The following is a 22,647-nucleotide window of genomic DNA, read 5'->3' as shown; positions in this document are numbered from 1 at the left end:
TGTAACATGAGATTTGTTATTGTGACCGGTATGTCCGGGGCTGGAAAAAGCTCGGTTTTAAAAATGCTTGAGGATGCCGGTTTCTTTTGCGTAGATAACCTGCCTATAAAGCTTGTCAAAAAATTTGTGAAGCTTATAATGCAGGGAAATAACGAAAAGGTTGCCTTAGGTATAGACGTACGAAGCGGACAATCATTAGAAGAACTTGACATAGTTCTTCGGGATATGAAAAATGCCGGATTTCCTTATGAAATACTGTTTTTGGACTGTTCCCATGATGTTTTGATAAAACGTTATAAGGAAACCAGAAGACTTCATCCTCTTTCCCAAACCGGCAGAGTAGACAAAGCCATAGAGCTGGAACGGGAGAGGCTGGAGTTTTTGCGCAAGAAAGCGGATGTAATCATAGATACCAGCCATCTGCTTATACGGGAACTTAAGGAGCAAATATATAATATTTATGTTGAAGACAAAAAATTTATGAACTTCGTGGTTACGTTCCTGTCGTTTGGATTTAAATATGGAATTCCGGCCGATGCCGATTTGGTTTTCGACGTAAGATTCTTACCAAATCCTTTCTATATACCGGAATTGAAATATAAAACCGGTATGGACGAGCAGGTGAAAAATTATGTATTGGAAGCCGAAACGGCTAAGATATTCTTAAATAAACTGGAGGATATGCTTGCATTTTTAATACCGCATTATATATCCGAAGGTAAAAACCAACTGGTTATATGCATCGGTTGTACCGGCGGCAAACACCGTTCGGTTACGCTAACCAATGAAATTTCGGAAAGAATGGCAGGCTTAGGATACGCTGTTAAAACGGAACACAGGGATATCGGAAAAGATTAAATATTTTTTAAGGTGTGGATTGGAAATGTCATTCTCAAAGAAGGTAAAAGACGAATTGGTTATGCAGGAAGGCAGTGCCAGGCATTGCAGGCTTGCAGAACTTTCAGCCATTTTGACTTTCGGGGGGCAACTGATTAAAAGTGGGGACCGTCAGATTTTAAAACTACAGACCGAAAATCAGACAGTTGCAAGAAAGTACTTTACATTAATAAAAAAAACCTTTAATATTAATATTGAAATTTCAGTTAAGCAAAATAAAAGTGCAAAGAATAACCTGACATATACCTTGATAATTTATAATAATGATACAGTATCTAAAATTCTGCAGGCCACAAAGCATGATATACACGCTGCAGAAGAAGGAAGAATCGGCTTTCCCAGCCAGCTCATTGTTGAAAGAACCTGTTGCAAGAGAGCATTTATTCGTGGGGCATTCCTTTTGTCAGGGTCTATGAGCAATCCAAAAAAATCATATCACCTGGAATTTGTTACGGATGATTTAGAAAAAGCGGAAAAATTGGCTGAAATAATCAATACATTTGAAATAGATGCCAAGATTATAAAGAGAAAGAAAAATTTTGTGGCATATATAAAAGAGGGATCACAGATTGTGGATTTGCTCAATGTTATGGAAGCCCATGAAGCATTGATGGATTTGGAGAATGTGCGGATACTGAAAGAAATGAGAAATCAGGTAAACCGCCATGTTAATTGCGAAGCCGCCAATATCAGCAAAACCGTTGAAGCGGCATCCAAACAGATAGAGGATATAATATATATAAGAGATCATGTCGGATTCGGTACTTTACCCGAAGGACTTAAAGAAGTAGCTATACTTAGGATACAACATCCGGAAGCCTCGCTTAGAGAGCTGGGAACTATGTTGTCACCGTCAATCGGTAAATCCGGTGTTAATCATAGATTACGGAAATTAAGTATGATTGCTGATTATTATCGGGAGCATAAGGAGGAAAGCTTAAATGGTAAAAAGAGAAATTGTAATTAATATCCCCAATGGTTTGGAAGCCAGACCTGTTGCTATGCTGGTTCAGGTAGCCAGCCAATATGAAAGCAGTATCTATGTGGAAAGCGATGATAAAAAAGTAAATGCAAAAAGCATAATGGGTATGATGAGCTTAGGACTTGCATCCGGCGAAACTATAACAGTAACTGCAGACGGACCGGATGAAGAAAAGGCAATTGATAATATTGAGAAATATTTGAGCAGCAAATAAGCCAGAAGATTTAAGAAGCTATCACAAAGATTTATCATCGTTCCGGATATCTTTGGGATGCTTCTTTTTCTTCATTAAATCTCAAAAATTTCCAAGTCATATTGCCCGGGCAATATGAGATAATATATACAGATGAATTAGAGAGGTGTACTATGTCAGATAAAGGGCAGAAAAGAAGAAAAAAAAGAAATTTAAAAAGGATGCGGGCTATTCTTATAATTGAAATTTTGGTTTTGGTTCTATTGGCAGGGTCATATTTTTTATTTACGAAAATGAATATAAAGAATAATAATCCCGATAAAGTAAATGAAAATGTTCAGGGAAATGAAAACAAGGAAGATAAAGACGGTAATGATACGGAAAATAAACTGTCACCGGAAGAAGAGGAAGCTTTAAGAGAGCAGGAAAGATTAAGGCAGGAAGTAGCTGAGAGAGAAGCTTTGATAGAGCAGGCAAAAAGGCTTACATTAAGCTATGATTATGACGGTGCCATTGAATTGATAAAGAGTTATCAGGGAAAAGAAGGCGGATATGAAGTTTATCCTGCTTTGGTTGCGGCTATTAATGAATTGGAGGAAGAAAAAAGTAAACTGGTCTTATACGGCGGTTCATATACCTCTGTGACTCAGATTAACCATATATTCTTTCACTCTTTAGTAGCAGACAACAGCAAGGCTTTTGACGGCGATTACGATTCCGTAGGATATAATATGTATATGACCACTATTTATGAATTTAATAAGATGATAGAGAAGCTGTATGCGGACGGCTATGTACTGGTAAGTATTCATGATATAGCAAAACAGGTGACCGATGAGAACGGAAACACCAAATTTGTGGAAGGTGAGATTTATCTTCCGCCCGGAAAGAAACCTCTTGTAATATCCCAGGATGATGTCAGCTATTATGAATATATGGACGGGGACGGATTTGCATCAAGAATGGTAATAGATGATGACGGCAAAGTTACCTGTGAAATGATACTGGATGACGGAAGTGTTGTTCGGGGACCGTTTGATATGGTACCTATTCTTGATGCATTTGTGGAAGAACACCCCGACTTCTCATATAAGGGAGCGAAAGGAATAATAGCCCTTACCGGTTACGAAGGTATTTTAGGTTACAGAACCAACGACCCTACTTCTCCAACGTATGAAGAGGATGTAAAGGCAGCAAAAGAAGTGGTTAGGGTTATGAAAGAAAACGGATGGGAATTTGCTTCCCACAGTTGGGGCCATAAAAATATGCAGGAAAAATCCTTCGAATTTGTTAAAAACGATACTTTACGCTGGCTTGATGAAGTCGGCTCCCTGGTCGGTCCCACAGATATATTAATTTTCCCTTTTGGTGTTGATATAGAAACGACGATGGGACATTACAGCAGCGATAAATTTAAATTCCTTAAGGAAGTCGGATTCAATTACTATTGCGGGGTATATTCAAAACCCTGGATGCATATAAAAGACGATTATGTCAGAATGACCAGACGGCCGTTGGATGGACAGGCTATGCTCCAGTTTCCGGAACGTTTAGCGGATTTGTTTAATGTAGAAGAAATAATTGATCCCGAGAGGCCACCCAGGAACTGGTGAACCCGTGGGAATCCCGGCATGAATGGGATTCCCTTATTTTATTCAATATAAATTGGCTTATGCAAATTCATATTAAAAAATACTTGGCATACTGTTTATTGTTTTACAATAGGGATATTTACATGGATGCCAATGAGTATAAGACAATACAGGCTTATGAATTAATAACAATGTATTTTAAGAAATTTTGAATTAAATTGGAAAGGAGGATAGGCCGTGAAATTCACTCACTTGCATCTGCATACACAGTACAGCCTTCTTGACGGGTCCGGGAAAATTCACGAAATGGTCCTGCGAGCTAAAGAGCTTGGTATGGACAGCCTTGCGATTACCGATCATGGAGTGATGTATGGAGTCATAGAATTTTATAAAGCCTGTCTTTCTGAGGATATTAAACCCATTATAGGCTGTGAGGTATATGTTGCACCCAATTCCAGATTTGACCGGGAACCGGGGGCGACAGAGGATCGCTACCATCACCTGGTTCTTCTGGCAGAAAATAATATAGGCTATCAAAATTTAATGAAGATAGTTTCTGCAGGATTTCTGGAAGGTTTTTATTATAAGCCCAGAATTGATAAAGAGGTCTTAAAGCGCTACAACGAAGGGATAATTGCCCTAAGCGCTTGTCTGGGTGGTGAGGTGGCCGGAAACTTAAGAAGAGGTTTTTATGAGGAAGCAAAGAAAGCGGCTTTGACTTACCGTGATATCTTTGGAGAAAACAATTTCTTCCTTGAGTTGCAGGACCACGGAATTCCTGAGCAAAAGACTGTTAATCAGGGACTTATCAGGTTATCCAAAGAAACCGGAATAAAACTTGTTGCCACCAACGACGTCCATTACATATATGCGGAGGATGCGGAATCCCACGATATCCTCCTTTGTATTCAAACTCAAAAGAAGGTTACGGACGAAAACCGGATGAAGTATGAGGGAGGACAGTATTATCTTAAATCTCCCGAAGAAATGTATCAGATCTTTCCTTACGCCAAAGAAGCCCTTGAAAATACTTACGAAATTGCCAAGCGCTGCAATGTAACTATCACATTCGGAGAATATAAGCTGCCGGTCTATCCGGTACCTGCTCCGTATACATCTTTTGAATATCTGAAACAGCTTTGTACTGAAGGCTTGAAAGAAAGATACAAAGAGGTTACCAAGGAACTCTGGAACCGGCTTGAATATGAGCTTGAAACCATTAATAATATGGGTTTTGTGGATTATTTCCTGATAGTATGGGATTTTATAAAATATGCCAAAGATAACGGTATAATGGTAGGACCCGGCCGTGGCAGTGCGGCAGGCTCCATTGTATCTTATGCTTTAAAAATCACAGATATCGATCCCATAAAATACAATTTGCTCTTTGAGCGTTTTTTAAATCCCGAAAGGCTTACTATGCCTGATATTGATATAGATTTTTGCTTTGAACGAAGGCAGGAAGTAATTGATTATGTTACGAATAAATACGGCAAGGATAAGGTGGTACAGATAGTTACCTTCGGTACCATGGCGGCAAGGGCTGTAATCCGTGATGTGGGCAGGGCTTTGGATATGCCATATGCCCAGGTGGATACTGTTGCCAAAATGATTCCGAACGAACTAGGAATTACGATTGAAAGAGCTCTTAAGATTAATCCGGATTTAAGTAAGCTATATGAAACCGATGAGGAAATTAAAAGGCTTATTGATATGTCCAAGAGGTTAGAAGGGCTTCCGAGACATACTTCCATGCATGCTGCCGGCGTTGTTATAGGTAAAGATAGTATTGTGGAATATGTACCCCTGTCCAGGGCAGCCGACGATACCATAACCACACAGTTTCCTATGGTGACTTTAGAGGAACTGGGATTGTTAAAAATGGACTTTTTGGGGCTCAGAACTCTTACCGTTATACAAAATGCCGTAAATCTTATAAATAAGAACAGAAGTGAGAATGATAAATTAAAATTAGAGGAAATAGATTATAACGACAGCAAGGTTTATGAAATGATCGGTTCCGGTAAAACCGAAGGTGTATTTCAGTTGGAAAGTACAGGGATGAAAAACTTTATGAAAGAATTAAAACCTTGCAACCTGGAAGACATTATAGCGGGTATAGCCCTGTACAGGCCGGGGCCAATGGATTTTATACCAAAGTATATTCAGGGAAAAAATAATGCCGGAACAATCACTTACGACTGTCCGCAGCTTGAGCATATTTTAGCTCCGACTTACGGCTGTATAGTGTATCAGGAACAGGTTATGCAGATTGTGCGGGAACTGGCCGGATACAGTTATGGCAGAAGCGACCTGGTCCGCAGGGCCATGGCAAAAAAGAAAGAAGAAATAATGATTAAAGAGAGGCAGACATTTATATACGGAAATGAAATAGAAGGTATTCCGGGTTGTGTAAAAAACGGAATACCTGAGGCCGTTGCAAATAAAATATTTGATGAGATGCTGGATTTTGCCAAGTATGCCTTTAATAAATCCCATGCGGCCGCTTATGCAGTAGTTGCTTATCAGACAGCTTACTTAAAATGTCATTATCCCGTAGAGTTTATGGCGGCGCTGATGACATCGGTAATTGATAATCCCGGTAAAGTATCCCAGTACATTTACAGTTGCAGGCAGATGAATATTCCGATACTTCCTCCGGATATCAATACGGGAGATGTGGTATTTACCGTTCATGACGGTGCAATAAGATACGCCCTGTCTGCCATAAAAGGAATAGGACGGCCTGTAATCGAAGCTCTAGTGGCTGAAAGGGAAGCTCATGGGCCGTATACCAGCCTGAAAAACTTCGCAAGCCGTCTTTCGGGAAAAGAGGTCAACAAAAGAACCATCGAAAGTTTTATAAAAGCCGGAGCTTTCAGTAATATACACAGTAACCGGCGCCAGCTGATGCTTTGTTATGTCCAGATACTTGATCAGATAGCCGAGGAAAAAAAGTCAAATCTGGCAGGCCAGATGAGCCTGTTTGATTTTGCCGACAAGGATGAAAAACAGGAATATGATTTTCACTATCCCTATGTGGAGGAATACTCAAAAGAAGAATTGCTGGCCTTTGAAAAAGAAGTGCTGGGTATATATGTAAGCGGCCATCCTCTTGATGACTATAAAGAAAAAATCAGTAAAAATGTTACCGGTTACTCATATGATTTTATTGTGGACGAGGAGACAGGTAAAACCAAAGTAGAAGACGGCAGCCTTTATGTCATAGGGGGAATGATTACATCAAAAACCGTTAAAACTACAAGAAATAACGGTATCATGGCATTTATAACCCTGGAGGATTTGTTCGGGTCTGTTGAGGTGATAATTTTCCCGAAGGATTTTGAGAAGTATAAATCCATACTTGAAATAGACAATAAAGTATTTATACGGGGAAGGGCAACAACAGAAGAGGACAAGGATGCCAAGCTGATATGCCAGGAAATTATACCTTTTGATGCTGTTCCCAGAGAAATTTGGATTCGTTTTGCTGATTTGTACGAGTATTTGAAAGCAGAAAAGGAATTATTTAAAATACTGGAGGAGTATGACGGAAACGATACGGTAGTTATATACTGTGAGAAGGAAAAGGCTATGAAGCGACTTCCTAAAAGCATGAACGTCAAAGCGGACTCGGATCTTATTAGCAGGCTTAATCAAATATATTCGGAAAAAAACATAAGATTAGTCGAAAAATGTCTTGATTCAGGCAAATAAATAAATTAGAATACAATATCATTTGAGTGTAGAGTGGAGGTCATTTATGGAAAGAAAAGTTAAAACTATTGGAGTTCTTACCAGCGGAGGAGATGCCCCCGGAATGAATGCCGCTATACGTGCTGTAGTAAGAACAGCATTGGCTGAAGGTGTCAATGTAAAAGGAATTAGAAGGGGATATATGGGGCTGCTCGAAGAAGATATCTATGATATGGATTCAAAAAGCGTGTCCGATATTATACAAAGAGGAGGAACAATCCTTTATACAGCCCGCTGTCCTGAATTTATGAAGCCGGAATATCAGGAGAAGGGAGCAGAAATTTGCAAAAAACATGGAATTGACGGCCTTGTTGTAATAGGCGGTGACGGATCGTTCAGAGGGGCAAGAGACCTGGCAAAAAGAGGTGTAAATACGGTTTGCCTGCCGGGTACTATTGACCTGGATATTGCCTGCACCGACTACACTATCGGATTTGATACCGCAGTAAATACTGCTATGCAGACAATTGACAAGGTAAGGGATACATCCACATCCCATGAAAGATGCAGCATTATTGAAGTAATGGGAAGAAAAGCAGGATATATAGCTCTTTGGTGTGGCATAGCAAACGGTGCGGAGGATATTCTTATTGCCGAACGTTATGATTACAATGAAGAGGTTATTATAGATAAAATTAAAAAGGGAAGAAAAGCAGGCAGAAAGCATTACATTATTATTAATGCCGAAGGAATAGGCGATTCCTACGGTATGGCAGAAAGAATAGAAAAAGCAACGGGAATGGAAACCAGAGCTACCATTATAGGCCATGCTCAAAGAGGAGGCAGCCCTACCGTAAGAGACAGGGTATATGCTTCAGCTATGGGCGGTATGGCAGTAGATTTGCTGATTAAGGGTGCCACAAACCGTGTTATTGCTTACAAAAACGATAAATTTGTAGACTATGACATTGATGAGGCTTTATCTATGACAAAGGATATAGATCAACACTTGTTTGATCTTGCAAAAAAACTGGCCGGAAACTTCTAGAACTGAGATTTTGGGAGCATACAGATGGACAAGAAAACTAAAAAGTTTTTGTCTTATTACAAGCCTTACCTCGGGTTATTTATAGCGGATATGTTTTTTTCATTGCTGGCATCGGTTGTATCCCTGATTTACCCGATGATCGTAAGGCATATTACCAATAATATTTTACTACGCTACGACATATCGGAAGCGGTACCGATTATTGTTAAACTGTTGTTTGCAATGCTTGGGCTGGCAGCTGTCGAATTTATCAGTACATTTTTCACTTCATATAAGGGACATATTATGGGTGCAAAGATTGAATACGATATGCGTAATGAGATCTTTGAGCATTTTCAGAAGCTGTCTTTTAAATTCTATGATGAACAAAAGACAGGCCAGCTTATGAGCAGGATAACAAACGATTTATTTGATGTAACGGAACTGTGCCACCATGGGCCGGAAGATATAATTATATCTACAATCAAATTTGTCGGGGCTTTTATAATTCTTATCCGCATTAATTTGCCCCTGACTCTGATTGTCTTTGCTTTTCTTCCTCTTATGTTTATTTTTGCAGTGTTTATGAGAGGAAAAATGCGCCGGGCATTCAGAAGAAACAGGGAAAGAATAGCAGATATTAATGCCCAGATCGAAGATAATCTGTCCGGTATCAGGGTTGTAAAATCCTTTGCCAATGAATCGGTTGAAATGCAAAAGTTTAAGGAAGGTAATTTAAAATTTGTAGACAGCAAGAAAAACAGCTACTGGAACATGGCGTCTTTTCATTCCGGTCTGACCTTATTTACCGCACTGATAAATATAGCGGTAATAGCCGGAGGTGGCCTGTTTATAGCCAACAATATTATAAATGTCGGTGATTTGCTGACCTTCCTGCTTTATATAAATTTACTTGTAGATCCCGTAAAGAAACTTATAAACTTTACGGAACAGTTTCAAAACGGCATGTCAGGTTTTAGCCGTTTTTATGAAATCCTTGAGATTGAACCGGATATTGTTGATAAACCTGATGCTATTGAGCTTAAAGATATAAAAGGCGAAATAGAGTTTAAAAACGTATCGTTCAAATATAACGAGGAGTCCGGGGATGTATTCAAAAACATAAATCTTAAGGTGGAAGCCGGGGAATATATTGCATTGGTAGGATCCTCCGGCGTAGGAAAAACTACCATGTGCAGCCTGATACCCAGATTTTATGAGGTTTCGGATGGTGTTATTACCATAGACGGGATAGATATAAGGGATGTCAAACTGAAATCCCTTCGCAAAAATATCGGAATTGTGCAGCAGGATGTATATCTCTTTGCCGGTACGGTAATGGACAATATAAGATACGGAAAGGCAGATGCCACGGATGAGGAAGTAATTCAGGCAGCCAAAAACGCCAATGCCCACGATTTTATCATGGAGCTTCCCAACGGTTATTATACCGATATCGGCCAAAGAGGAGTTAAGCTTTCGGGAGGACAAAAGCAAAGAATCAGTATAGCCCGGGTTTTCCTTAAAAATCCGCCTATACTTATATTTGATGAAGCAACATCGGCCCTTGACAATGAGAGCGAAAAAGTAGTACAAGATTCTCTGGAAAAATTAGCGAAAAACCGTACTACCATAGTTATTGCCCACAGGCTTTCTACTATTAAGAATGCTAAAAGAATTATTGTACTTACGGAAGATGGGATTAAGGAAACCGGTACTCATGATGAATTACTGGCTTTAAACGGGATTTATGCCGGCTTGTATAAACTGGCATATGGCGATGAAGAGTAATTAAAGACATATAAAATAGCTCCTTTATCCGATTTATCGGACAAGGGAGCCTATTTTTGCGGTTATTTTTCATAACTTTCGCATTTCTCAAAGCAATAAATGGTTAGAGCTAAAAAATATTAAAATTTTTGCAATTACAGCGCCAATACTTTATAAAACCTGTACCGGAAATTTATGGACAGATCAAAAATTATGGAACTTTGTCGTCTTCTTTGGCGTCTAATATTCGGAAAGGGAAAGATGACTATGTTTGCATCCAAATAAACGTTTACATTAGTTAATTGTACATGTATACTATAGATAGCTTGATAATTGCTGACCTGATTTATTAGATATAGTATAGGGGGATTTTTGGATGCAAAAAGATAAGCAAAATGACGCCTCATGGCAGTCATCTGTTAATGAGATAGAAACCCTTATCAGAGAGTATGGAAATGATGTGCTTCGAACAGCATATATGTATGTCAAAGATGCTCATGTTGCAGAAGACATTTTCCAGGAAGTCTTTATAAAGGTATATAAGAATCTCTCTACATTTGTAGGAAATTCCAGTATAAAAACCTGGATTATCAGGATAACTATAAATACCTGTAAAGACTATCTGAAAAGTGCTTATAACAGAAGGGTAGTTCCGATGACGGATTACCGTGAAGATGCGATTTCTACAGAATCGGACTATGATGAAGTTGAGAAGCGGGATACTAATCATCTGATAAAAGAAGCAGTCCTTTCCCTGCCTGCAAAATACAGAGATGTAGTGATGTGTGTTTATTTTAATGACATGTCCATAGCTGAAACCGCAAAGGTACTCAATATTGCGGAAGGAACGGCAAAAAGCAGGCTTGCAAGAGCAAGGCAAAAGTTAAAAGATGTTTTGGAAGGGAGGGTATCAGATGAGTTTTGATAAGAAGAGCAATAAATTTGATTTAGATAAGTTGAATTTAAAAGATCGTCTGAACGCTTCCCTTGAAAATGAAGGGATAAGTGTTTCGGATGATTTAATTAATAGAACTTTGGATGCAATAAAAAATCAAAAAGTAGATGATTTGGACCATTTAAAAGATAATGATAAGAATTTCAAGCCCGCTTTCATATTAAGAAAGACAAGAATTTTGGTTTCTGCCGCTGCAGCGGTTATAATACTTTTGGTCGGGATGAGTGCGATTAACCTTTTATCATCCGATAAAAAGCAGAGCGATGAGTATGCAAAATACAATTATTCAGGTTCGAGCGAAAAGGCTGATTTGGCACCGCAAATAACCATGGAATCGGATGTATCAGAAAGCATATTGGCAGATGATGAAATGAAAATAGCTTCCGATGAGTATGATTTGAAAGGTAAAAATGCAGAAAACGGAGAAGATTTGAGTAAGCAGAAAGGTGTAGGGGAAGATAATATAAATTTGGCATCCGCCCTTACAGTGAATGAAATAGGATTTGCGGAGATTGCATCTATAGAGGCCGGCGATGCCAAATCGGTATCAATAACTTCAGTAATAAGCGGCAAGACCGTTATGTTTAGTGATAAAGACCGAATAAATCAATTTTATGCCAAAATGGCAAGCCATTCATTTATCCGGGAAACCGACGGAAAGGCCGAAGGCCAGTATATAGTTGAAATTACCGGACAGGACAAGGTAAGTAAAATTGTAATCGGTAAAGATATCATCGAAGCGGATTTGACAGATAATGAGATTGCTTCTCACAGTATATACAGTGCCGTGGATTATAACAGGCTGGCAGAAGAACTGGATTATTTATTACAGCAGTAAGTAAATTTATAAAATTTAAGAGGCTGTTCAAAATGAGTTTTTAATAATATCATTTTGCACAGCCTCAATGCTAGGTTATTTATTCTGATTTTTTCGTATTTTCATCGGCTGTTTCAGTTTCAGCATCAGCTCCTGCCGATTCAGAATCTATCTGTATAGATACATACTCTCTGCCATTATTTCCGGAAGTATTGTCTTCTGTTTCAGCTTCGTCAAAATCGTCGAAATCATCGTCGAATTCATCAAAATCATCTGTATCGATCTTAAAGAAATTCTTATAAGCAAAATAAGCACCTGCTGCAAGTGCAGCTGCAGAGAGCGTTCCCAGTATAAACTTACCTGCCTTTTTCATATGCCAACTCATCCTTTCAATTATATTTTATAATTATATACTATTCTATCATTATAATTCTGATATGAAAAAAAGGAAAGTAAAAAATATTTTTATTAAAATTTTGAAAAAATGCAACTATATTATCATTATTTGTACCTTTACTTTTACATTCAAATATCATATTATATGGATATAACATAACAAAAATCGCCCAAATAATACAAGCAATTAAGGAAAAAGGAGACATATTTATGGAAATACTGCATGAAGGACTGGAGATTTTATGCGAAAGCGCAATTCTTATGTTTGAGTACATTGGAGTTTTTATTCTTATTATATCAGGCATTAAAGGAGTTTATAACCAAATAAGAAGAAACCCGTATACAAGACTTGAATTGGCAAAGGGAATGGCTCTGGGCTTAGAATTTAAAATGGGCGGAGAAATTCTAAGAACAGTAGGCGTTACCCGTGTGTCAGAAATAGGTATGGTTGCCGGAATAATTCTTTTGAGAGCAGCATTAGCATTTCTTATCCATTGGGAAATAAAAACCGAGGAAAAAGAATGTGAAGCTCTGGATAAGAATTGTAAGTCGGAAAGAGAATAAGCACTGTTTTAAACCAGCTATATTTTGACAAAAAGTTACTGTTATGATACCATATATAGTATAAAGCATAAGATAAACTGCGTTTTATAACATAGGAGGAATCGGGTATGAAGAAAAAACCAGGAAAGAAAGCAGCCCTGATTATGATGCTGGCATTACTGCTCGCACCTATATTTTGGCTTCAAAGTACATCCGAAGCATTGGCAGCGGCACCGGCTTTTAAAGAAAAAAGCATTGAAATTATCGGTGTCGGAGAAACTTATCAGCTGGACATAGTAAATAAAGTGGACGGCAGTAAGTATAAATGGTCATCTTCCAATACAAAGGTTGCCAGAGTTTCCAGCAAAGGGGTTGTAACTTCTGTAGGAAAAGGTTCGGCTACCATAAGATGTGTAGTTACGTATTCAAATAATAAGACAAAGACTCTTACTTGTAAAGTTAAAGTTATTATTCCCGCAACAAAAATCAGGATCAATAATGCCAATGAAGTTAACGGAGCCCACGTTCTTAGGTTGGGTGAAGTCTATGATTTTAACAGGGATATTGAGCCTTCCAATTCTTCCGATAAGACCTATTGGTCCATAGGTGGCGGAGACCCTGAATGCCTTAAAATTTTAGACAGTTCAAAAGGTAAAGTACAGGCCATAAAGACCGGCTATGTTGTTTTAAAGGCTACGGCAGCCAGGACCGCAACCGAAGAAGATGCTATGAAAAGCATAGTAGACGATGCCATAATAATCAGAGTTGTAGCTCCCTCCGCATCGGTTACTTCGGCAGAGATCGTAGACAGTGCACAGATAAAAGTTGTGTTTGACAGCCCTATTGATGAAAGTACCGTTATCGGTACGGACGGTTCTTTGCTTGACACTATAACTATAACGCTTAAAAGCAATATAAAAGGTGTCATGGCATCAGATCCGGGAAAACTTAAAGCACAGCTTTCTGATGACAAGAAAACTCTTATTATTACTGCATCTAACCGCTTTGACGGCGAATATGTCATAAACTTTTCAAGCAATATTAAGACGACTGAAGGTATTGCTCTTACGGAAGATTATAAACTGATGAAATATGCCGACACAGTTCCTCCTACAATTACGGATAGTGTCATGGATGATACGGGCATGATTGTTACTATTAAGTTTAGTGAGCCTATTGATTTTTCAGGACTTAAAATATCCAATTTATCGGTACTGCCCGGACAATCAACATCCACTACAATAGATCCGATTACGGCAAGTATTATTACAAACAAGAACAATTATATTGTAAGTGATGACAAGAGGTCACTGACCATCAACCTGTCGAATATAGCTTATACGGACTTTAATAAGATATTTACGGTAGCTATCTCGGGTATTAAGGATATGGCAGGTAATCCTCCCGCAAATTCATATCTGATAGCTTATTTGAGAACCGATAATACACCGAAGCTTCAGGCAAAATTAATAAATATTATAAGAACCGGTTACTATACATTGACGGCTACCTTTGACCGTTCAATTAATTACGGTGGTTATGCTACAATCCAGGGCGGTTCGGTAATGTATGGTATTGTAGATGAGAAAGATCCTAAGAAGGTTCATTACACTATGAACGAAGCTGATGCCGCAAGGACAGGCGTACAGACCGTAATGGTTACCGGCTGGCAGGCATACAATGTAAAACCTGATGATACGACTTCTTATCAGCAACATAAACGAAGCGTCAACTTTGATGTAGACAAAACAAATCCTGTACTTCTTAAGGAAGAGTTCGACGCACAAACCGGTATCTTGACACTTACATACAATAAAGAGGTTACCTTAAGCTCCAACACCGGTGCATTCAATGCAACACTGGTAACCATAAATGATGAAATCAGACCGAATAATATTATTAATTACACCAGATTATCAAGCGACGATCCTAAGGTAATTAAGTTACAGCTTACCAATATGACTTACTACGGTAATTATACATTTACTTTGGATAAGTTCTTTGTTATGGACAATTTCAGAAATTACGGACTGGAAAGAACCATAACCATAAGCAACACCGAAGGAGCTAACATAGAGCTTCCCGGACCGTATTTAATAACTCAGTCCACAACCAACTTAAGTGAAATCTATCTTGAATTTGCTCATATGCTGGATGTGGCATCAGCCCAGAATGTGGCAAATTACAGCATACCTGGTGTAACCATCCTGAATGCTAAGTTGGTGAAGAACACCAAAGACGACGGTGCTACCGTAGTGCTTACGGTTGCTGACGGTTCTATCGAGATTTCACTTGAAAGACCGATAAAGATTAGCGGTGTTAAGAGCTATAGCGGAACATACGCACCGATATCAGACTTCACTGCAACCGTATACTTAAAGGACAACAAGAAACCGTATTATGTAACTGCAATCTATGATAAGAACAAGATGAATGAAGTAAGGCTGAGATTCAGTGAAGAAATTACGGGAAGTATGGTTGTTAAGGTAACCAACCAGGTGGGTGGCTACAGCTATGAGATCGGTAATACGGTAACCGTTTCGGGAACAGATGTTATCATTACATTGCTCAGTACACCCGGAAATAATTCGCGGTTAAGAATTGACATAATTGACAACAAGATTAAAGATACAAGCGGTAATGAAACAACTCCGATGAATACACAGATCCACGTAGTGGCATCATATTAAGATTAACGGTTAAAGTTGATTTATAAAAAGAGGGTATACAGATATATATGAATATATCTGTATACCCTTCTTTTAAGATATAATATAGAATATTTTTTAGTTGTCACCGGACTTTGTGAAATTTCGGGAAAATATTTCGCTTTCATCAAGCAGGCTTTCCACGGTTTCATAACCAAGGCGTTTTAGCAGCTCTATTACATAGGGGTTGTCTATAGGAGTAGGATAAGTAGCTTGTTTGCCGTATTCCTCGACGTTTTTTCTTCCCTCTTCATGAGGGATCAGTACCCTGGGACCTCCCACACAGCCTCCTTCACAGCCCATTCCTTCATAAAAATTGGCGGTTATATTTCCGGCAAGTATATCATTGATTAATTCCCTGCAGGCTTTAACTCCGTCGGCTTTAAGAGTCCGGATTTTGATATGCCGGTTGGGGTTAATTCTTTCCAAAGTTAATTTTACCGCTTCGCTGACACCGCCGGTATGGGCATATATTCTGCCGGCTCTGGAAGAGTGATCTTTTTCACTTTCTTCCATCCGGGCCGGATCAATATTCATAATATTGAAAATATCCTGGACTTCCTGGAATGTAAGCACATAATCAATGGCATCGGCAATGTCCTTATCCCTGGCTTCTGCTTTTTTTGCAAGGCATGGCCCTATAAATACTGTAAGGGCATCGGGATGCAGGGCTTTTACCGTACGGCCGCTTGCTATCATAGGTGAAACTGCAGGCGGTACATGGGGAACCAGTTCACTGTATACGTTTTTTATCAAAGAAATCCAGACGGGACAACAGCAGCTTGTAAGTTGAAAATCTTTTTCAGTTTTTATGTTTTTATCAAATTCCAGGGCTTCTTTTAGTGTCAATATATCGGCAAATAAGGCCACTTCCAGCATCCCGTCAAACCCTATTTTTTTAAAAGCAGTTCTTAGCTTACCTGGTGTAACCTCTTTTGAAAACTGCCCTAAAAATGCAGGAGCTATAAGGGCATATACCAGCCCGTTATGGGAACGTATAGCCCGCAAAACCGCAATTACATCCTTACTTGAGGTTAATTTATGGGAACGGCATTCCTGTATGCAATAAGAGCATCCTGAACAGGCCTCTTCATCTATTTGCAATTTACCTTCTTCGTCCGGATGTATGGCATGAAATGAACAAACTTTTACGCAATGTCTTTCATCATCATCACAGTCGCATTCGTCCGTATGCCAGACGACGGGATGTTTTTTCGGATTAAGAAGACAATCCAGTTGATGAACGTCAAATGGGTCAAGGGATTTTAAATATTCTTCGTCGCGGTTTTCGATGGTTGCTATAAGCAATTCTTTATACAGGTCATCAAACCTTTTCATTTAAATGCACCTCTGGTTGCTTATTGTATGATGTATTATTTGCAAAAGCTGCTTTAATATTCCGATCTGTTCTTTACTGGAAGATGTATTTGGCTTATAATTGATTAAAATGAATTATAGTACTGATTTAATGAATATAAAAGTAAAATCAGGAAAATCTAATAAAAAAATGTATGGAGAAGAAAATTGAATACAGAAAGTAAACGAAAAATAATCATAATTTCTTGGATTATGTTTTATATATACATTTTGCTTTTATCATATTTTTTATTTTTTAGTGAAAGGTACGGAAGAGACCTGGTAACAGAGGAATATAATCTACATTTATTCAGGGAAATTAAGCGTTTTATTAAATATAGAGAATATATCGGACTGGAAGGTTTTTTGGTGAATATTTTTGGCAATATATTTGCTTTCTCACCCTTTGGTTTTTTCCTTCCCATGCTGAATAAATCATACCGAAAATTTTATATAATTACTGTATTAAGCATTTTATTTAGTTTAATTATAGAAACGGTTCAGCTGTTACTAAAAGTAGGTGTTTTTGACGTTGACGACATTTTGATGAATTCAATCGGAGGAATACTGGGATATTTGGCATTTAGGATTTTGCACTCTCTATACCTGAAGTTTTATATAAAAAAAGAAGCCTGATATCTTTAAGTAATGTATGTTATCAGTTAAATATCATTGAAACGCAAATATTGCAGATTTTGAAGTTACCGCTATATTTAACCGGATACAATGGCTTTTATTGCTTTAGAAAGACTACTAATAAGCCGTGTATACTTTATGAAAATATTTATACATACCGAAGTGAAAGGAGGTATATGTATATTTAAATTATTCAGAAAAAAGGAAGCGATACAATTTTCAGGTCGAAAACATCCCGGACTTGGTATCCTTTCGGCAGTTTTTGGTATAATTACAGTTTTGGGATTTATAGCTGCCTGTATAGCATCCGGTTTAAAAGGAGGAGAGGGCGGCCAAATATTCGGTATTATAGGACTTTTTTTGTTTGTTATATCTTTGTTTGGATTTATTATGTCATACAAAGCTTTTAAGCAAAGGGATATCTTTTATCGGTTTCCTATGACGGGATTGATAACCAACGGTATTATGCTGATTGTATATATGATAATATACATACTGGGCATTATAAGATAAAAATTTATAATAGAAGGAGAGTCGGTATATGAAAATGATTTTAGATGATATAGAAATTGATGAAATAAAAGAGAGATATGATTTGGCCATGGAACGTATCCGCCAGATAGAAAGGGAAGATGAGGTAAATCCTGCCCTGAAAGATTATTTTCATAAGGTAGCCGCTTTTTTGGTTATGGTAGATAAAGTGGCCCAAATGATAAGGGAAGGATCATATGATAAACGTTCTTTGGACGAGCTTAAATCAATAAATTGCTCCCTTTATGATGACATTAGAGGAGATAATTATCTGTTAAGCTATGCCAATCCCGTATATGCCTGCAAAAAATTGGGCAAAAAATACGGTAAACTGCTGTCTTTCCTTTATACAGAATTACGTGGAACTATCGTTTTTGCTTTTGAAAAGGAACTTTTTTTACATACCATATACTTGGAATTATTCATACAGATCTACGGTTTGTCAAGATGGGAAGCTGATTTTGCCCATAAGGATATAAAACGGGCGATTTATGAATTTATGTATGATTATTGCGATATTTTAGTCTATCGCCAGACAGCAGAAACGGTAAATCCTAATTTTTCTTTTGCCAAGGACATAATATTAAATTCCGATTTAAATGATCTTAGGTATTTATATAAATATGGGGACTATATATCTGAAAATGAGATCAAAACAGCGGAATTTTTAAACAGCCTGCCTTATGAACAGATTAAGGCTATGGCAGATACTTACACTTCCGGTTATAAAAGAGGGTTTGAGGTAAACAGACTGGATCTTTCTAAGAAATCCTATGTAAATATCAGATATCAAATCGGATTTGAACGTTTGGTGCGTGAGGCAATACATAATTTCAGGCAAATGGGGCTGGAACCTGTAATTTATCGTGCCGCTTACCTGGCAATAAACAAAAAACAGCATTTAAAAATCGGATATCATGCAACATCTCCGAATAAACAGTATGATTACGACCACCGTTTTGATATAGGCATTTTCCTTAATGCAGCCTTTAATAAAAGAAAACTTCAGGCAAAAAAAGACGCTTTGGAGAAACACAAAGATTATGCGGAATTTTATGCCGGCCCTGCTGTAATTGAAGTATTTGGTGAGGAGTTGTTTTCGCCGGAAGACAAGGCGGAAGCGGTTAAACTTAGTAAAGTTCAGCAAAAGTTACTTACTCAGTATAATAATGACGAAAGGTTGCTTTTAAAAGAATATTTAAAGCTGGATGAAACTTCATTTACAATAATTGCTTATCCTATACCTGAGATAGGAAAAGATTTTGATGCTATATTTGCCGAGACAGTAAAGGTTAATACTCTGGACAATGAGCTTTATTTAAAAATTCAGCAGAGGATAATAGATGTACTTGATAAGGGAGAATATGTTCGGATACTGGGGAAAGGCAAAAACCGAACCGATATGAAAGTGAAGCTTCATCCCCTTAACGATCCGGAAAAAGAAACAAATTTTGAAAACTGTGTGGCTGACGTAAATATACCGGTTGGTGAGGTGTTTACATCGCCTATGCTTAAAGGTACCAACGGTATTTTACATGTTCCTTTGGTATACCTTAACGACCTGGCTTATCACGAACTGGAACTGAAGTTTGAAGACGGCAAAATTGTGGACTACTCCTGCAAAAACTATGAAGATGAAGAAAAAAATAAAAGTTTTGTAAAAGAAAATCTGTTATATAATCATGATACTTTGCCTTTGGGTGAATTTGCCATAGGTACTAATACAACGGCCTATATGATGGGAAGAAAATATGACATAGCATCCAAGCTTCCAATTCTGATAGCGGAAAAAACCGGACCCCATTTTGCGGTCGGTGATACATGTTACTCATTTAGAGAGGATCTGAAGGTTTATAATCCGGACGGCAAGGAAATTATAGCAAGAGACAATGAAATATCGCTCCTTAGAAAAACCGATATAAGCAAGGCATATTTTAATTGCCATACCGATATAACCCTGCCTTATGATGAAATTGCAGAAATATCTGCTGTATTAAATGACGGTACTGTTATACCCATAATCAAGGATTCCAGGTTTGTCCTTCATGGAACTGAGATTTTAAATGAAGCATTTGATGCAAATTAGAGAATATAAAATCATTATTAATAAGATTACGGAGGGGCCATGTTACAGATAGTTAACTTTTCAAAAACATATAAGGGAGGAAAAAGGGCTGTTGACGGACTAAGTCTTGAGGTAAACAGCGGAGATATTTTCGGCTTTATAGGCCATAACGGTGCAGGTAAAACCACAACCATTCGTGCTATTGCTGGAGTTCTTAATTTTGAAGAAGGAGATATTCTGATAGACGGAGTTTCTATTAAAAGAGACCCCGTATATTGCAAAAAAGTAACCGCATATATTCCCGATAATCCTGATTTATACGAGCATCTTTCCGGCATAGCATATCTGAACTTTATCGGGGATATTTATGAAGTTGAAAAATCTGATCGGAGACATTTAATAGAGAAATATGCGGATGCATTTGAACTTACTTCAAATTTGGGAGACAGCATATCTTCATATTCCCACGGAATGAAGCAAAAGCTGGCAATCATTTCTGCCCTGATACACAGCCCCAAACTTTTGGTCCTTGATGAACCTTTTGTCGGTCTTGATCCAAAGGCAGCCCATACATTAAAAGGCATTATGGCGCAGATGTGCAAAAACGGCAGTGCCATATTTTTCTCGACACATGTCCTGGAAGTGGCCGAAAAACTTTGTAATAGAATCGGCATTATAAAAAACGGTAAACTTGTTGCTTACGGACCTACACAGGAGGTTACAGGAGATTCTAGTTTGGAAGATGTATTTATGGAGCTTGTAGAAACAAAGCAGCCATAGGAAAGGTGCGGTATTGATATGAAGAAGGTTATCAGACTTGTAAATGTGCAGATATGGGCAATGCTGGCAAATATGCTTTCCGTAGGAGATTTAAAAAAGAAAAAAGTCAATGTTATTTATGCGGGTATAGTGCTTTTTACCGTAGTATTAGGGGGAACTTTATGCTATTACGCATACTTTGTAGGAAGTATCCTTAAAGCATATAACAGTATTGAAGTTTTACCCTCTTTGTTCATGGCTTTTGCCTGTATAATGGTTTTATTCACCACATTATATAAAGTCAAAGGAACTTTATTCGGGTTTAAGGACTTTGATTTGCTAATGTCGATGCCTGTAAGCAACGGCAAAATAGTTGCCAGCAGGATCATGCTTTTATATGTATTAAATTTTGTATTTGTATTTATAACAATGGGGGCGGTGACTGTAGTATATGGAATACTGGCTAGGCCGGGGCTTATATTTTATTTATTTAATTTCCTTGCAGTATTTTTATTGCCTCTGATACCTATTATAATAGCGTCGGTACTGGGAACTATACTGTCCTTTATATCCATTCGTTTAAAGTACAGCAATATAATATATATAGTGCTGGTATTTCTGCTTGTTCTTGTCTGGATGTTTTTGCCGTTTTCAATTGATACCAATGAGGCTCTTGCCGAGGCCAGCAAGGCGATGGCAGATCGGATAAATACAATTTATCCTCTGGCCGGACTTTATTCCAAGGCAGTAACTCAAGGTAACATCATGTCCATGATTATTTTTGCGGCTGTATCCATACTGGCATTTATGCTTTTTACCTGGGGGATAGGAAAGATATTCGTTAAATTAAACACCGAAGTAATGACAGGAAGTTATAAAGCCGCTTACAAATTGGGTGAATTAAATATTTCCTCCCCACTTATGGCTTTGTATAAAAAGGAGTTTAAACGTTATTTTGCATCTCCGGTTTACGTTTTAAACACCGGCTTTGGGATGGCTTTACTATTGATATTAACCGTTTGCTTACCTTTTATAGATATGCGCGATTTAATGGGAGATGTGCAGCTTGCCGTATCATTGAAGGAATTTGTCCCTTTAATTATTTTGTTCTGCATGGCAACTACTTGTACTACAATGGCATCAGTATCCATGGAAGGAAAAAATTTATGGATTTTAAAAAGCATTCCGGTATCTGCAAAAACAATTTTTGCTTCGAAAATATTGGTGAATTTAACCCTACTTTCTCCGTCTGTTTTAGCATCCGTAATTATCGGAATAATCCTTAAGTTTTCCTTTATTGACGAGCTATTAGTATTGCTCTTAGTTGTATCTTTTGCCTTGTTTGTTCCGGCTTTCGGTTTGGTAATAAATTTAAGCTTTCCCAATCTGACATGGACTAACGAAACGGTTGTCGTAAAACAAAGCACGGCGTCCGTGATTTCGATATTTTCCTGCATAGGGCTTGTTGCCGTTTTTTATGGCCTGATTAAGTTTACGGATAATTTTTATACAGGGGCTTTATTGTTCATATGCCTTATATGGATTCTTAATATTATAATTTATAAAGTTTTGACCGAAAAGGGTGTAAATAAGTTTATAAAACTATGAATACCATTATAACAAAAACTTATATATAAAGATGTTTTATTAGTGCCGCTTATAGAAACCATAAGAATAATTCTGCTGAAAGATTATTTTAGGTATGCTAGAATGTTGGCAGGAAG

Annotated in this window: 18 protein-coding genes; 16 read left to right on the top strand and 2 right to left on the bottom strand. The window is 37.8% G+C overall.

Features of this window, described 5'->3' with window-relative positions:
- Positions 1–6 precede the first annotated feature (6 nt).
- The 9 genes from rapZ (at position 7) to HHT355_RS09775 (ending at position 11,950) form a co-directional block, all read left to right on the top strand.
- Positions 7–858, top strand: a complete 852-nt coding sequence (gene rapZ, locus HHT355_RS09820) for an RNase adapter RapZ (RefSeq protein WP_103203272.1) — start codon at positions 7–9, stop codon at positions 856–858.
- Positions 859–883: 25 nt separating this feature from the next.
- Positions 884–1,864, top strand: coding sequence for a DNA-binding protein WhiA (gene whiA / locus HHT355_RS09815; protein WP_103203271.1), 981 nt, complete (start codon positions 884–886; stop codon positions 1,862–1,864).
- Positions 1,839–2,093: an HPr family phosphocarrier protein gene (locus tag HHT355_RS09810; RefSeq protein WP_103203270.1), complete on the top strand. Its 255-nt coding sequence runs from the start codon at positions 1,839–1,841 to the stop codon at positions 2,091–2,093. Before whiA ends, HHT355_RS09810 begins: the two co-directional genes overlap by 26 nt.
- A 152-nt stretch (positions 2,094–2,245) precedes the next feature.
- Positions 2,246–3,685, top strand: a complete 1,440-nt coding sequence (locus HHT355_RS09805) for a polysaccharide deacetylase family protein (RefSeq protein WP_103203269.1) — start codon at positions 2,246–2,248, stop codon at positions 3,683–3,685.
- Between the two features lie 216 nt (positions 3,686–3,901).
- On the top strand, positions 3,902–7,381 hold the full coding sequence (locus HHT355_RS09795; RefSeq protein WP_103203267.1) for a DNA polymerase III subunit alpha: 3,480 nt from the start codon (positions 3,902–3,904) through the stop codon (positions 7,379–7,381).
- A 46-nt stretch (positions 7,382–7,427) separates the two neighbouring features.
- Complete coding sequence (gene pfkA, locus HHT355_RS09790; protein ID WP_103203266.1) at positions 7,428–8,408, top strand: 6-phosphofructokinase; 981 nt, start codon at positions 7,428–7,430, stop codon at positions 8,406–8,408.
- Between the two features lie 24 nt (positions 8,409–8,432).
- Positions 8,433–10,178, top strand: a complete 1,746-nt coding sequence (locus HHT355_RS09785; protein WP_103203265.1) for an ABC transporter ATP-binding protein — start codon at positions 8,433–8,435, stop codon at positions 10,176–10,178.
- A gap of 355 nt (positions 10,179–10,533) precedes the next feature.
- Positions 10,534–11,082 carry a sigma-70 family RNA polymerase sigma factor gene (locus HHT355_RS09780; RefSeq protein ID WP_103203264.1) on the top strand — a complete coding sequence of 183 codons (549 nt, stop codon included), beginning with the start codon at positions 10,534–10,536 and terminating at the stop codon, positions 11,080–11,082.
- A complete protein-coding gene (locus tag HHT355_RS09775; RefSeq protein WP_103203263.1) occupies positions 11,072–11,950 on the top strand; it encodes a hypothetical protein in 879 nt (292 codons plus the stop codon). The genes HHT355_RS09780 and HHT355_RS09775 overlap by 11 nt, the downstream gene beginning before the upstream one ends.
- Before the next feature lie 79 nt (positions 11,951–12,029).
- Here the strand turns inward: HHT355_RS09775 and HHT355_RS09770 are convergent, their stop codons facing one another.
- Positions 12,030–12,302: a hypothetical protein gene (locus HHT355_RS09770; RefSeq protein ID WP_103203262.1), complete on the bottom strand. Its 273-nt coding sequence runs from the start codon at positions 12,300–12,302 to the stop codon at positions 12,030–12,032.
- A gap of 233 nt (positions 12,303–12,535) precedes the next feature.
- Here HHT355_RS09770 and HHT355_RS09765 point away from each other — a divergent pair, with 233 nt between their 5' ends.
- Positions 12,536–12,889: a DUF1622 domain-containing protein gene (locus HHT355_RS09765; RefSeq protein WP_103203261.1), complete on the top strand. Its 354-nt coding sequence runs from the start codon at positions 12,536–12,538 to the stop codon at positions 12,887–12,889.
- 107 nt (positions 12,890–12,996) lie between these two features.
- On the top strand, positions 12,997–15,558 hold the full coding sequence (locus tag HHT355_RS09760; RefSeq protein WP_103203260.1) for an Ig-like domain-containing protein: 2,562 nt from the start codon (positions 12,997–12,999) through the stop codon (positions 15,556–15,558).
- A 96-nt stretch (positions 15,559–15,654) separates the two neighbouring features.
- On the opposite strand, the gene HHT355_RS09755 is transcribed toward HHT355_RS09760, so the two are convergent.
- Positions 15,655–16,914, bottom strand: a complete 1,260-nt coding sequence (locus HHT355_RS09755; RefSeq protein ID WP_103203259.1) for a [Fe-Fe] hydrogenase large subunit C-terminal domain-containing protein — start codon at positions 16,912–16,914, stop codon at positions 15,655–15,657.
- Positions 16,915–17,100: 186 nt separating this feature from the next.
- Between HHT355_RS09755 and HHT355_RS09750 the strand changes: the two genes are divergently transcribed.
- The 5 genes from HHT355_RS09750 (at position 17,101) to HHT355_RS09730 (ending at position 22,531) form a co-directional block, all read left to right on the top strand.
- Complete coding sequence (locus HHT355_RS09750; RefSeq protein WP_242967654.1) at positions 17,101–17,568, top strand: VanZ family protein; 468 nt, start codon at positions 17,101–17,103, stop codon at positions 17,566–17,568.
- Between the two features lie 138 nt (positions 17,569–17,706).
- Entirely contained in the window at positions 17,707–18,081 is a 375-nt protein-coding gene (locus HHT355_RS09745) for a DUF6142 family protein (protein WP_146039189.1), read from the top strand.
- A 28-nt stretch (positions 18,082–18,109) separates the two neighbouring features.
- The gene (locus HHT355_RS09740; RefSeq protein ID WP_242967653.1) at positions 18,110–20,185 is read left to right on the top strand and encodes an aminopeptidase; all 2,076 of its coding nucleotides are present in this window, start codon (positions 18,110–18,112) and stop codon (positions 20,183–20,185) included.
- A 39-nt stretch (positions 20,186–20,224) separates the two neighbouring features.
- Positions 20,225–20,944 (top strand): ABC transporter ATP-binding protein, encoded by a 720-nt coding sequence (locus tag HHT355_RS09735; RefSeq protein WP_103203257.1) that lies wholly within the window; start codon positions 20,225–20,227, stop codon positions 20,942–20,944.
- Positions 20,945–20,962: 18 nt separating this feature from the next.
- Complete coding sequence (locus HHT355_RS09730; protein ID WP_103203256.1) at positions 20,963–22,531, top strand: ABC transporter permease; 1,569 nt, start codon at positions 20,963–20,965, stop codon at positions 22,529–22,531.
- Positions 22,532–22,647: the final 116 nt, after the last annotated feature.

The organism is Herbinix hemicellulosilytica, assembly GCF_002904165.1.
GTDB classification, from domain to species: domain Bacteria; phylum Bacillota; class Clostridia; order Lachnospirales; family Lachnospiraceae; genus Mobilitalea; species Mobilitalea hemicellulosilytica.
This window is presented reverse-complemented; position numbering and strand designations above follow the sequence as displayed.